The sequence below is a fragment of the Erythrobacter crassostreae genome, assembly GCF_019204045.1.
GTDB classification, from domain to species: domain Bacteria; phylum Pseudomonadota; class Alphaproteobacteria; order Sphingomonadales; family Sphingomonadaceae; genus Erythrobacter; species Erythrobacter crassostreae.
This window is the reverse complement of record NZ_JAGSPC010000004.1, coordinates 37678-51057: the sequence shown is the minus strand read 5'-3', so window position 1 is coordinate 51057 and position 13380 is coordinate 37678. Positions and strand designations below refer to the sequence as shown.

Below are 13380 nucleotides of genomic sequence, written 5' to 3'. Positions count from 1 at the left end.
GGCGTCGCCAAACTCTCCTGGCGGCGCCTCTTTTGGTTTTTAGGTTCGGCTTTGCCCGCCGTGAGAAATAGCCTCGTGCGTCCAATAAAGACGGTTCAAGCGATCTCGTCTTCCGAATTCTCTTGCCCAATCCCCATCAAGATCAAGAATTCGCTACACCCCAAGACTAACAATCGATAGCATACGCTCACTTTTCCAAAGCTGATTGGGGGTTGCATTGGAAAATCAGTCAAGTGTCACGTCCGAAACAGAGGATGAGCACCAGAATTATTTTGGTGCATTCATCAGCTACAGTCACGCCGACGGCAAAGCTGTTCGTAAGCTTCATAGACAAATCGAGGCCTACCGCTTGCCCAAGGGTCTTGGTTCTGTCCGATCGCTGAATGGCGAACCCGGTAAGCTTGGCAAGGTATTCCGAGACCGGGAGGACCTTTCTGCGGCTGAAGACCTGTCAGGAGCGGTTAGAGCGGCTTTGGATGGCTCTCAGGTGCTGGTTGTTGTCTGCTCGCCGGCTGCCAAATCATCCCACTGGGTCGGCCAAGAGATCGCTTACTTCAGGGAGCAGCACCCTACCCGCCCTATCCTTGCCGCAATAGTCGATGGCGAGCCGAAGGCGGCGTTTCCTTCAGCATTGACCACGGGCGGAATCGAACCGCTAGCCGCGGACCTGCGCAGGGAGGGCGACGGATGGAAGCTCGGCTTTCTAAAAGTCGTCGCAGGGATCGCCGGAGTGCCGCTCGATGCTTTGATCCAGCGCGACAGTCAAAGGCAATTACGCCGCGTGACGACCATCACGGGCATGCTCGCTTTCATAGCCATAGTAATGACCGCCATGACGACAATCGCAGTTCAGGCGCGCAACGAAGCGCAACGACAATCAAGGACGACCCAAGAGTTTAATGCTTATTTTCTGACCGAGTTTCGAGAAGAAATGGTGGCAATCGGGAAGCTTGAAATCGCGATGGGCTTCTATGACCGAATTCTGAGCTATTGCGAGGAACAAGAACGTATTGTTCAGTCTCTTGAAGACGGCCAACGGACGTGCGCGCGTCTCGTGGAGATCACGGGCATGGACTATGAACGGCTTGGCGATTTTGATCAGGCCCGTCAGCACTATCTGTTGGCATTCAGAGCCACAGAACTAGATCTGAAAGCCAATCCAGATGATCCCGCCCGGATATTGGAACATGCAATTAGCGAGAACCGGATTGGCGCCTTGGAGGTTAGGACTGGGAATTATGCGAAGGCGTTAGACTGGTTTGATTCGGCAAGAGGCCAAATCACCTCAATCAAACAATGGGGTCAAACCCGCCAAAAATGGCTCCGAGAGGCTGCATATGTGTACGCGAATCAAGGCGCGCTCTTTGTCCGGCAAGATACTTTCAATCAACAGGCCCGGGAAATGCTTGAAGAAGCCGTGTCCCTCAATCGACAAGCCCTCAAGCTAGGTGAAGACCAGAAAGGATTTGAGTACGATTTAGCGTTTCACCTAATATGGCTAGCGCATGGCGAATTCATCGCGTTGAACCGCGATGCTTACAACTCATATTCGCAAGAGTCGCTTGCAACCTCTGAAGCGCTACTCGCTGAAAATCCGAACGACACGTGGATCGCGGAACAGAGGATGGAGTTGATATTCAGGCACGCTGATATCCTGAATGAAGCCAATCTAGATACAGCCCAAATTGGTAAGCTTCTCAAAGAAGCTATTTCAATCAGTGCCACCCTCGCAGAACTGGAACCCAAGAATGAAAAATGGGTAGCCTATCGCGATCGAGGGTTAGATTTGAACAAAAAAATGGAGGATTATTAATGGATTACACCGTATTAGAGATACACAGAGCGGGTGATTGGCTCAAGTACCGAAACATCAAGAAAATCGACTCAGAAGCCAAATTGGATGAGTTCTTGGCAGATCCTGTTGGCAATATTCAAACACTTGAAGACTCTGAAAATTTCTCAAGAGATTCAGAACCTCCAAGCGGGGAACGGGCACTTGATATTGTATCCGGTTCAAAAGAACTGCACACCTACATTTTCCTGATTGCCGACACCGCCTTCAAACATGAAAACGTTCTCCATTCACATGATCACGGCGTCAAGTTTGCATCTCCAGTGGCCTTCGGCATCGCTCCATCAGGAGAAAGCATCGGGCGGGACTTTGGCAGCGTCATAGTAGAGCAGCAGGTTTGGGAGGGCGGCAGACTTGCAAAGGTTGTAATTGACGCGGATCGTATCCAATCTTCGCCGGCGGCCTGTGCGCTAAAGGAGCTTAAGTTTGACTCTATCGCGATCCCTTTCTGCCTGAATTTGGTGGCCAAGTTTGAGTCAGACACCGCTCTGCCAGTTGTGATGGTCTCCGGTTCCCATTCCGGACGGCACCTGTCCGATCACTCTGATCACGAACACCTTGATAGAGATCATAGTCATGAATTTGCTCATCGCGGTCCTCATTTGGCGGCCGCCTCTTACTTCGTTCAGGACTTAGGGTGAGCGAGTTTCGGGCAACTGTTCTCTGAATTTGACGATGCAAAAACACAGCACCATTCTGCGTATCGCCCGTGCCGGAAATCCGGCGCGGGCTTTGCGCTTGTTTCGCGGGCAGGGTCTCGATCAACATAAGGATGATCCCAAGCTTCTAACGCTGAATGGCAGGCTGTTAAAGGATCATGCCCGGCTTGCGACAGTCCCTGAGCGGCATGATCTGTATCAAAAAGCGTTGGCGGCATACCTTGCGGCGTTTGAATGCGAGCGCGATACCTATCCGCTTATAAACGCGGCTTCACTCGCGATGTTTGCCGGCGATGCCGAACAATCCCGAACGCATGCGCAGCAAACGCTGGACATGCTCAACGCCGATCCTGACGAAGGCGAAACGCCGTACTGGCGGGAAGCGACACGCGCCGAAGCCTTGCTCCTGCTCGGCAATCATGCGCAGGCTAAGACCGCGCTTTCCGCCGGGATCGCGAAACAGCCTTTGGCGCATGAGGATCTTGCCGCGACTATTGGCCAGTTTGAGCGCATCATCGCCGCACAACACGGTGATGCAAAATGGCTAGATGGCTACCGGCCTCCCGCATCAATCCATTTCAGCGGACTGATCGGGCTTGATCCGAATGCGTTTGGCTTACACGAGGCGATAGATGAAGCCATCGCCGCCCTGCGACCCGGCTATGCCTTTGGCGCGCTCGCCGCAGGTGCCGATATCATGATTGCCGAAGCTGCTGTTGCGGCCGGTGCGCAGCTGCATGTGACGCTTCCAATGGCGATTGGGGAGTTCCGCAAGACTTCGGTTGAACCATTCGGCGAAAACTGGACGGCTCGGTTCGATGCTTTGTTGAACCAAGCAGCGCAGGTCGATGTTCTGGCAGATTATCTGCTGCCCGACACCTGTCCCTTCGCCCTTCGGATCGAACTGGCGAGCCTGATTTCGATGGGCCAGTGCCTGCGCCAGTCCTTTGTTCTGCGCAGCCAGTCTCATGCCCTTACAATCGCTGCTCCTGGAGAAGCGGAGCGGCCGCATATCGAAAAATGGCTGAGCGCAAATCGCTCTATGATGCGGATTGAAACGCCTCGATTGGGCAAGAACCCCAACAGCGCCGAAAATCAGCTAGACATGCAATTGATCGGGCTAGCATTCGCTGTTGGATGTGAACTGACAACCCTGACCAGCATCGCTCAAGACTATGGCGCCAGAGTTATCGTGCATCCCGATGGATGTCTTTTCAACGTGCCGCTCGAAAACTGCCTCAACTTCGCTAGGAAGTGCCTACAGGCTTTCCCTACGTGCGACATCGGTATGGCGATCACTGTCACCGATAACAGCGCGCCGATGCGGTCTGTAATAGAAATGGTAGAATTGCTCGCAAAGACGGCCGAGCCGGGTCAATTGCACGTTGACCGAATGACGGCGTTTGTCGCCAAGACCCTCGATCAAGAAATCAAGACGGAAGAGATCGGCGAAATCCCGTCGCTCTATGGCGCGATCTCGCTTTGGCAGGCGCGCTTTTGATCCGCTTCCTTAAAGGACCAAATCCTCAAGCTGCCTACGAGAGACGATAGTAAGGCTTACGCTGTCCCGCGCTATGATACCGCGTCGTTCAATTGCGCTGGTGGCGCGTGAACCGGTCTCGCGCGTTGTTTGCGCTGACAGAGCAACGGCGGCGATGATGGGCGCCGGTGAGATCGTATCGGATGGGCCCGCAATCCGCAAAAGCTCTCTGTAAAACCGGCCTGCCGCGGAAAGCGTCACTCGTGCTGCCAGCCGGTCGAGCACTGCATCCAATTGACCTGCGTAAATTCGCGACAGGCCCGCTCCCAATTCCGGCCAATCCATCAAGAGCTGTCGCAATTGAAGGCCATCGATTTCCAAAGCCTCAACCGGTGTGAGAGCGCAAATGTCGTAGGCGCTTTCATAGTCGTCCGGCGCGCCGCCGATCAATTCTCCCGGACCAAAGGCCGAGATGATAGTCGCTTGCCCTTCTGCAGAGATCGCCTGAAGCTGGACCGTACCCTCTAGGATAAGCCAGAGTTGACGCCTTACGCTGCCCTGATGGCAAAGTGTGTCGCGGGCATCGAAATCGCGGCTCTGCATCCGCGCTGCGAGCGCAGCCGCAGCCTCCACAGAACAATCGAGCAAGGCCGAAAGAACAGCCGATCGTTGGTCCAAATTCATCAAAGCCCCTCGTCCGAACACACCCGCGAAGCTAACTGAGGCTTACAGGTTGCGTCAATTGTTGCGGAAGGTGATTTCTCATCATCCGTCGATCTTATTCTTACGCTCGATGACGGGATCAGCTTTACTCAGCTTGTTACTCGGTATCGCGTGCTATGCTGTTGCGGCGAACGAGATGTTAGAATTGTGATAGACGTTGCGCTCCCACAACCAGGATCTGACAACAACCCGCACTGAGGAAACAATATGCCAATCGAAGTGTCCTATCCGGGTGTGTATGCTGAAGAGCTTCCAAGCAATTCGCACTCGATAGCCCCGGTCGTTACCAACATCACCGCTTTCGTTGGACGAGCAATCTCCGGAGCAGTCGAAGAGCCAACCCCTATTTTCAACTTTCAGGATTTCCGCCGCTATTTCGGCGGCCTCCAGCATGACTATCCAATGAGTTATGCGGTTCAGGATTTTTTCGAGAACGGCGGGGGCCAGGCGCTCATAATCCGGTTGTTTGAGCCTGCGATCGGGCGCGGAGCCGCAAGGCTGAGTTTTCAGTGTCCGCTGACCTTGCAAGCAGCCGATCCGGGGCGGTGGGGCAACATGCTGAGTGCCAAGATCGATACCAACGGGATCAACGAGCAAACAGCAGCGCAATTCAAAGACCAATACGGCATTGGCAAGGATGACTTGTTCAACCTCACATTGACGCTGACCGATTCAAAAGGGAAGGCTGTTTCGGTAGAGCGGTACCTCAACCTGTCTGTTTCCATGGAAGGGAAAAGACGAACCTTCCCCAATCGGCTCGACAAAATTCTCGCGGCAGAAAGCTCGCTCGCACGGGTCAGTCACATGCCTGAAACGCCGCCCGGCGACGGCGAGACCGCGCAAGGGGTGGATGGCGATGACGGGACCTATCTGCAGCCCAGCACCTACCTTGGCAGCAGGCGGGCAAAGACCGGGATTTACGCGCTTGATAAATGCGAGCTTTTCAACTTGCTTTGTATCCCGCCTGATCGTCGTTTGCTGCCTGACCTGCCGCAATCGGAGTGGGATTTACCCTCATCAGTGCGCTCTGCGGCCGCGCAATATGCCGCAGAGGCACGGGCCTTTTATATAATCGATCCGATCTCTGAATGGGTGGATAAGGCGAAGCGCGGCGAGCTTTCCGATATCCACCCTTCACAATTGGGTATCGACGGCGGCACCCCATCAGATGGCAAGGTTGGTCGCAATTGCGCAGTCTATTTCCCGCGGATCATCAAAGAAGACCCGGTGAACGGGGACGAGGCACTCTTCCCAGCATGCGGCGCGATTTCAGGGGCCATAGCCTCCAACGATGTCGCCTGCGGGGTCTGGAATTCTCCTGCAGGAGCGACAGCTGGGCTCAGCGGAGTTGTCAGACTGGAATTGGATCTGTCAGATGACGACAACAGTCACTTGAACAGTTTAGGGATCAATTGCCTTCGGACTTTCCCGAAAATTGGGCCGACAATCTGGGGAGCTCGCACATTGCGAGGTGCCGACGCCAATGAAGATGAATTCCAATACATTGCAATTCGGCGGCTTTGCCTGTTTGTGGAAGAAGCCCTCTATTGCGGCACGCAATGGGCTGTTTTCCAGCCCAATAATGAAGCCTTATGGTCTTCATTGCGGCTGGGAGTCGGCACCTTTCTCGCGGGCCTCGGGAAGCAAGGGGCGCTCTACAACTACACGGTCCAATGCGACGCGACGAACAACACCTTGGATTCAATCGAACAAGGGATCGTGATAATCACCGTGCGCATTGCCCCTGTCGATCCGACTGAGTTTATCACCTTACAAATTCAACACAGCGTCCTGCCGGTTTAGCGAATACGATCATTGCAACACTATCGCACCGAAATCCTTCGCCAAGGACTGAGAAGCAGCCATGACAAAGAACACAGATTTCCCAAAGGCGACATACCGCCTCGATCCGTATCGCAGCTACAAATTCCGCCTCAAATGGGACGGGAAATATGTGGCTGGCATTTCCAAAGTCAGCGCGCTTTCGCGATCGACTAAAACCGTCACCCATCGATCAGGCGGCGATCCGTCGTTGCCCCGCCGGATGCCAAGACAAAGCGAATATACCGCGATCACGCTCGAACGCGGAGTCACCCATGATCCAGCGTTTGAGCGGTGGGCAAACAAGGTTTGGGACTACCACAATTCGCCCGCTGATAATCAACAAGGCGGCACCGGCAACAAAGACGTCTCGATCAAGGATTTCCGTAAGAACATCATCCTCGAGGTCTATAACGAGGCAGGGCAGAAAGTGATGGCCTACAACATCTATCGCTGCTGGCCTTCCGAATTCGAAGCCCTGCCCGAGCTTGACGCCAATGGAAATGCGGTGGCGATTTCATTGCTCAAGCTTGAAAATGAAGGTTGGGAGAAAGACACCTCTTTTCCCGAACCGTCAGGGCCGAGCGATATCGAGCCGTTAAGCTAAAGACGGAGTGGCACCGCTCACGCCGCATAGAGCACGCTAAGCGCCTGCGGGGCGCAGATAGCCGTTCGCTGGATTAACTTCAAATCACGAGAATTGCCCCTTAGTCAGACGCCAGAGGCGACGAAATTGGCGTCAACCGCAACGTTTTAAGTTAAGTGCCTTTATGTTTTACATAAAACATCTTGATGTATTTCGACAAGCTTCTATATGTCTTGCATCAACAAAGGAGAAGAGCAGATGTCTCAAGCTGAAAACCAGAACCTGTTTCGTCTGACCGCCGCAGTTGTTAAAGCTTCTGTTGCACTCTTTTCTGTATTGGCCGTTGCAGCCCTGCTGGTTCTTGGCCTGGCAATCGTCAATTCTCAGTCAGTCCTGCAGTTCATCTTCAGCGACTTGGGCAGCGCGGCTGATGTTACCTCTCCGGTGGCGCTGCCGCTGTACCTGACGAGTTTGTTCGCACAGCTCGCAGTCACCGCCATCGCGCTTCGCATCCTGTCAAATTTGGTGACTGCCATTCGGGAGAACGGCCCTTTTACGAGCCAGAACATTACCCGCCTCAAGCGTCTTGGATGGTTTGCGATTGCGATTTCGATATTGGGAATGCTTGTAAGCGTCACCAAGGCGAATTTGTTCGAAGGCCTGCCCGATATGACCGCGCCTCCGTATCAATTTGACATCGCTGGCCCGGTTCTGGCGTTGACCTTTTTCGTCATCGCGCAAGCCTTTTCAGTTGGTCTTGCCAATCGGCAAGAGCTTGGCGAGTTCGTTTGATGGGCATCAAAGTCAATCTGGATGAAATGCTTCATCAAAGACGCATGACACTCACCGAGCTTTCCGGAAGGGTTGGAATAAGTTTGACCAACCTTTCCATTCTAAAAAACGGGCGGTCGAAAGGTATTCGTTTCAGCACGCTTTCATCAATCTGCTCCGAGCTGGATTGCGAACCAGGAGATATCCTAGCACGCGATCACAGTTCGTTAGAGGGCGAAGATTAATCACAACTTCCTCAGGCTGTGAGAAATGCCCTCGTTGGAACCCCCGGTGTGCGAAACGCGCCGGGGGTTTCTTCGCTCAGCGATGTGTCGCCCAAAACGGGGAGCGCATCTTGCCAGAACTGCCCGGCATGGCGCTTGCGAAGTTCGCCCGGATCAAGCCAGAATTTCGCGTATAGGTTTTCTGGCCGCTTGCCATGCAGGGTAGACACCGCCCAGCAAAGCGAGCGCAAGTGCCCAAGTCACACCTGTAAGCGCTTCTCTCCATGTAAGTCTCAGCTCAAATACAATCTGGGTGAAATTGCTTCCCAGAGTGCTCGCGCTCAGCCCGTTGAAGATCAGCAAGGAGAACAGAACGCCTACGGCGCCGCCGACGACGCCAAGAACCACAATCTCTGCAAGGGTCCCGAAAAAGACGGCAGACCGGCCGAAACCGATCGTTCTAAGGGTCGCGATTTCGACGCTACGCTGGCTAACCGAGTTGAATGCCGCATTCACCGCGCCAGCCAGCGCACCGAACGACATTAGGATCGCCAAAGGGCGACCGATCATTGTAATCAAATCGCTAACCGCTTCGCTTTGGCTCGCGAAAAACTCGGTTTCAGTCGATACTGTCGCATTCAGTCGAGGATCTTCCTCAATGAAATTCTTGAGACCTTCGATAGACCCTATGTTGTCAATCTTCGCCCGAACGCTTTGCACCGTGTCGCCGCGATTGAAGAGGTTTTGCAGGATTAGGCGATCAGCCCACATCTCTGTGTCATATACCGAACCACCAGTTTCGAAGACGCCTACCACCTCCCATTCGGAGGCTCCGAGCCGGGTCTTCTCTCCAAGAGCAAAGCCGTCAAAATTTTCGATCACATGCTTGCCGACAACAATCTCATTGGAACCCGGTTCAAAATTGCGCCCTTCGACAATGTTGAAGTTGGTCCGAAGAGCCGCTCCTGCCGGATCGATGCCTCGCAATGGCAAATTCACCTCGGTCCCGGTCGACCTTTTAATACCATCAACTGCGACCACAAATTCATAGGAAATCAGCAATTCGTTGCCGGAAGTGGCGATGCCTGGAGCTTCCGCCAAAAGGCTATATTGCTCCTTTGTTAGGCCGCTACTCGCCTCGCTGCTCGCTCCTTCACTAAGGATGACGACAACGTCATCTGCGCCGGCCCTGTCCAACGTTGCTTGCATGCCTTTATCCAGTGCAAGCGCGCCCAACAGAACAAACACGACCATCGCGATAGCCACAACCATCGACAAAGCGACCCAGAGCCTTTTGGGAACGCTCGCCAGAATGATACGGGAAACGGCAAGGAATTGTCGGAACTGACTTGTCATTTTACCGCCTGCCCAATGCTTCGAGGATGGTGAGACGCAACGCTGTAATCGATGGGGTCACGGCCGTTACGAGGCCAAGCAGAAGCACAAAAATCATGCCTGTCGCCCATACTTGCCAACGCATATCGATGCCGCCAAGGTCCGCATACTGACCAGCCAACAATAAGATCACTTGCGCGAGAAAAAGGCCAGCCGCCCCGCCGATGAGAGCGATTGCGAGCGTTTCCCCCAACAGCAAACGCACAATCGAACTATCAGAGAACCCGAGAGTTTTCAGCAAGCCTAACTCACGGGTGCGCGATCGGATCACAGAGGCCATTGTTGTCCCGACAATGATCAGACTCGTTAAGAATGAACAGCCGACCACCAACGCGATAATCAACCTCAAATCGCCGAATTGCTGCGCAAAGGAGGCCGCAAATTGCTGTTCTGTCACTGTTTCGGTTTCAGCCGGTGAATTCGTATAGCGGGTATCAATCGCATTGATGATCTTAGCGTTGCGATCAGGCGACTGCGGGGTCAGCGTGACAAGCCCGATCGTGTCGACGCCAAGGTTGCGTGTCTCGTTGAGGTATTCGAAACCGAAATAGACCGCATTATCGGCACCGCGCTCGTTGGTATCAGAAAAGAAACCACATATTTCGAATTCCCAAGTCCGTCCTCCGTCGCGGTTCATAAAGATTGCGCTGTTCAGGCCGATCCTGTCCCCTCTCTGCCAGCCCAATGCATCAGCCATGGCCTGGCCCACAGCGATACCATCACGCGTTGCAGAGCATTTTTGGAGGTCGGATGGTGCAATCTCAAGCTCGCTGAAAACATCAAAGTAGCTCTCGAAATCAATCGCGAACGAGACGATGAAATTGCTGGGTTCGCGGTAATACCCGCCGAACCAGGTGCTATGCGTTGCCGCATCCACGCCCTCTGTCTGCGCCACTTGTTCGTAATATGAGATCGGCAATGGCTGCGTGAAACTGATTTTATTGGCAACAATCAACCGGTCACTGCCGCTTGTGTCAGTATTCAGTGCGCTGAAATGGAAACTGGCGAGCAACCCGAACAACAGAAAGCTGCTGGCAACAGCAATGCAAAGCAGCGCAGTTCTCAATTTATTGTGCAGCAAATTGCGCACGACGAGGGTACTGTTATGCATCAGCTTTCTCGGTCGCGACAAACCGTCCCTTGTCCAGCTTGAGCAATCTGCGCGCGCGTCCGGCGGCGGCCGGGTCATGAGTAACCATGACGATTGTCTTACCCATATCGTCATTCAAGAAATTCAGAATTTCAAGGACTTCCTCCGCGCTCTTGCGGTCCAGATCGCCGGTTGGTTCGTCGCAAAGCAGAACCGGAGGATCGGCGATCAAAGCGCGTGCAATGGCCACTCGCTGTTGCTGTCCGCCAGACATTTCGTTGGGGCGATGGCCGGATCTTGCGGTTAGGCCGACGGCTTCCAATGCGGAAGCCACTCTCCTTTTTCTTTCCTTGGCGCCTAGCTTTGTCAGCAGTAGCGGCAGTTCAACGTTCTGTGCGGCATCCAGCATCGGCATGAGATTGTAGAATTGGAAAACAAAGCCAATATTGCTCGCCCGCCAGCCTGACAATTGGCTCTCTGAAAAGGTATCGATCCGCTGGTCGCGAAACTCAATCGTTCCGCCGTCTGCCCGGTCAATCCCGCCTAGCAAATTCAAAAGCGTTGTCTTTCCCGAACCCGACGGCCCCATCAACGAAACATAGTCTCCTTCGGGAACGGCGAAATCCAAACCGTAGAAGATTTCGATCTTCTCTCGCCCGCGACTATAGACCTTAGTGATATCTCGAAGTTCGAAAATATTGGCCATATGTCAGGCTCCATCTGAGTTTGGATTGCGGGTCTCGGAGACTGGGCGAAACTGCACCTTGACCGACAGATTGGGAATGAAACGCGGGTTTGTTTCATCGAATGCGATGCGAACCCGAAGCGTAGACCGCGCCCGGTCCACTGTTGGAACGATCGCGATCACGCGCGCATCCGCCTTCAGGGATGGGTAGGCATCAAAAGACACCTCCGCAGCCTGACCCACGGCAACACGTTCGATATACTGCTCGTTCACGTCGACTTCGATTTCCAGACTAGACATGTCAACAATTGTGCAGATGCCGGTTCTGGTGAATCCGCCCCCGGCCGAAATTGGTGAGATTACTTCACCGACCTGCGCATTCTGTCCGACCACCACGCCGGAAAACGGGGCGCGGATGAAGTACTGCTCAGCGCGGTTCTGCACGCCTTTTCGACTTTCACTGGCAGCCAAAATGTCGGCCTTAGCTCCGCGGATTCGGGCGCCAAGGCTATCTACCGATGCTTGCTTACGACCAAGCTCCGCTTTGGTAACGAAACCGCGTTCATCCAAAGCTATGGCTCGCCCAAGATCGGCCTCGGCCTCTTTGAGCTCCGCCTTCAGAGCATCGAGGTTAGAGCGTGAGGAAGCCAACCTGGCTGATGCCGTTGACACTTCTGACGCTATGACGTCGCGATCAAGAACAGCGAGAATCTGTCCGCGGGTCACTGATTGACCTTCTTCAATCCGGATTTCGGTTATCCGGCCAGTGACCTGGGCTGCAACAGTGGCTTGGTTTCGCGCCACAACATAACCCGAAGCAACCAATCCAGCCGGCTCGGCTGCAGCCGGTTGAGATTGATTGGTAGAAGACGAAGCTTCCGCCACTTCACTTTCAGAGGAGCCTTCGCTTTCGTCAACGCTCCAGGCGGATACAATCCCTGCGCCTAAGATTATCCCCACCAAGCCAGCGATCAGCAAGAATAGCCAGTTGGGCCGCACCTTGCTGACTTCATCACCGTCGAACTCTTCGCGATCAAGAGAAAGAGATCGCAAAAGTTTGCCACGATCGTTTTCTGTGCCTTCCATCTCGACTTAATCCGATCCCTAGTTTCAGCGAATAATTATATTCTCAAGACGCCTTTATAAAAGCGTTCGCAAATATATACTCATTAGCGGGAGTTAAGCCCAACCTATTATTCATCATATGAATTTGTGAGAAAAGAATATTATGCAAAGCGTCAGATAATTCGCTTTCATCTTTCGGCCGAACCCCGGTCAGTGGAGAAATAAGCAAACCCTGATTGTACAAATCTCTCAAAGCATCAAAATAATTGACAAGGAGCGTGCGCCATAAAGTAGCGACTTTTGAAAGTTCGCTGCTTTCACTGTCGAGCGCGTTGTTTATCCAAGCTCTGATACGATCAGAGGCCGCATTGTGGATCGCATCGATTTGAGCGGTTGCACCATCGGGATCGGTTAAAAACCCTTTCCAACCTTCGCTCATCGATTGTGCAAATAATGTGAACTCTTCCCGATCGGATGCGAGCACGCCGATTGCTGTCGCGGTGAGTTCCAATCCAACCGATTGACGACGGCTCATATCGCCGAGCGTCTGCCCAACGATGGGTATCGCAATTTTCGAAGAGCTTTGAAAAACCTTATGAGCGAGATCAATCGCTACCGACCCTCCATAACGCCGGATCTCCGGCTCATAGGCGACTTCCAAAACGGCGCCTTCATCGAACCAAGGCGCGGCATTGGCTGAACTGTGCCAGCCATCAACCGGCATATCTTCGGGAAAGCTAGATATGGTAGACGGCGTTCTTTCTGCCGCTGAACTGGCTGCCTCTGAAAGCTTCTCGCCCAAGCGAGAGAACGCGGTGTCCTGTGCGTTGCACAACCGGATGCGCAGATGCGGACCATTTTCCCAATACCGGATAAAGAACCATTTCAGCTCATCAAATTCTTGACTTAAAGATGCAATCTCAGAGCCTAAGCACCTTACGAGCACCTCTTCCGACGCGACTGGATTATGAACGAAAACATGCCAAGCGCGCCAATCGCCGATGCGCATTTCGGCCTTCAGTTCTTCAC

At 53.5% G+C, this 13380-nt stretch carries 13 protein-coding genes; 7 read left to right on the top strand and 6 right to left on the bottom strand.

Translation table 11 applies throughout. From position 1 onward, the window contains the following. Nucleotides 1-217: 217 nt before the first annotated feature. Genes KCG46_RS12140 through KCG46_RS12130 form a run of 3 tightly spaced genes read left to right on the top strand, consistent with a single transcriptional unit; the run spans nucleotide 218 to nucleotide 4012 of the window. Nucleotides 218-1813 (top strand): toll/interleukin-1 receptor domain-containing protein, encoded by a 1596-nt coding sequence (locus KCG46_RS12140; protein WP_218405708.1) that lies wholly within the window; start codon nucleotides 218-220, stop codon nucleotides 1811-1813. Further along, entirely contained in the window at nucleotides 1813-2493 is a 681-nt protein-coding gene (locus KCG46_RS12135) for a hypothetical protein (RefSeq protein WP_218405707.1), read from the top strand. Before KCG46_RS12140 ends, KCG46_RS12135 begins: the two co-directional genes overlap by 1 nt. Before the next feature lie 34 nt (nucleotides 2494-2527). Continuing rightward, nucleotides 2528-4012: a TRAFs-binding domain-containing protein gene (locus tag KCG46_RS12130; RefSeq protein WP_218405706.1), complete on the top strand. Its 1485-nt coding sequence runs from the start codon at nucleotides 2528-2530 to the stop codon at nucleotides 4010-4012. 9 nt (nucleotides 4013-4021) lie between these two features. Here the strand turns inward: KCG46_RS12130 and KCG46_RS12125 are convergent, their stop codons facing one another. Next, entirely contained in the window at nucleotides 4022-4675 is a 654-nt protein-coding gene (locus tag KCG46_RS12125; RefSeq protein WP_218405705.1) for a Crp/Fnr family transcriptional regulator, read from the bottom strand. Nucleotides 4676-4921: 246 nt separating this feature from the next. Between KCG46_RS12125 and KCG46_RS12120 the strand changes: the two genes are divergently transcribed. From KCG46_RS12120 to KCG46_RS12105, 4 genes are all read left to right on the top strand, one after another. After that, nucleotides 4922-6517, top strand: coding sequence for a phage tail sheath family protein (locus KCG46_RS12120; RefSeq protein WP_218405704.1), 1596 nt, complete (start codon nucleotides 4922-4924; stop codon nucleotides 6515-6517). Nucleotides 6518-6578: 61 nt separating this feature from the next. Next, nucleotides 6579-7142 carry a phage tail protein gene (locus KCG46_RS12115; protein ID WP_218405703.1) on the top strand — a complete coding sequence of 188 codons (564 nt, stop codon included), beginning with the start codon at nucleotides 6579-6581 and terminating at the stop codon, nucleotides 7140-7142. A gap of 237 nt (nucleotides 7143-7379) precedes the next feature. Then, nucleotides 7380-7913 carry a DUF2975 domain-containing protein gene (locus KCG46_RS12110; RefSeq protein ID WP_218405702.1) on the top strand — a complete coding sequence of 178 codons (534 nt, stop codon included), beginning with the start codon at nucleotides 7380-7382 and terminating at the stop codon, nucleotides 7911-7913. After that, entirely contained in the window at nucleotides 7913-8137 is a 225-nt protein-coding gene (locus KCG46_RS12105; RefSeq protein WP_218405701.1) for a helix-turn-helix domain-containing protein, read from the top strand. Before KCG46_RS12110 ends, KCG46_RS12105 begins: the two co-directional genes overlap by 1 nt. Nucleotides 8138-8290: 153 nt before the next feature. Here KCG46_RS12105 and KCG46_RS12100 read toward each other — a convergent pair whose 3' ends face one another. From KCG46_RS12100 to KCG46_RS12080, 5 genes are read right to left on the bottom strand one after another with little or no spacing between them, the layout of a single operon-like run. Then, entirely contained in the window at nucleotides 8291-9472 is a 1182-nt protein-coding gene (locus KCG46_RS12100) for an ABC transporter permease (RefSeq protein WP_218405700.1), read from the bottom strand. Nucleotide 9473: 1 nt separating this feature from the next. Beyond that, nucleotides 9474-10622 (bottom strand): ABC transporter permease, encoded by a 1149-nt coding sequence (locus tag KCG46_RS12095; RefSeq protein ID WP_218405699.1) that lies wholly within the window; start codon nucleotides 10620-10622, stop codon nucleotides 9474-9476. After that, a complete protein-coding gene (locus KCG46_RS12090; protein WP_218405698.1) occupies nucleotides 10615-11307 on the bottom strand; it encodes an ABC transporter ATP-binding protein in 693 nt (230 codons plus the stop codon). The genes KCG46_RS12095 and KCG46_RS12090 overlap by 8 nt, the downstream gene beginning before the upstream one ends. A 3-nt stretch (nucleotides 11308-11310) precedes the next feature. Then, complete coding sequence (locus tag KCG46_RS12085) at nucleotides 11311-12372, bottom strand: efflux RND transporter periplasmic adaptor subunit (RefSeq protein ID WP_218405697.1); 1062 nt, start codon at nucleotides 12370-12372, stop codon at nucleotides 11311-11313. Nucleotides 12373-12415: 43 nt separating this feature from the next. After that, entirely contained in the window at nucleotides 12416-13360 is a 945-nt protein-coding gene (locus KCG46_RS12080; RefSeq protein ID WP_218405696.1) for a thiopeptide-type bacteriocin biosynthesis protein, read from the bottom strand. Between the last annotated feature and the right edge of the window lie 20 nt (nucleotides 13361-13380).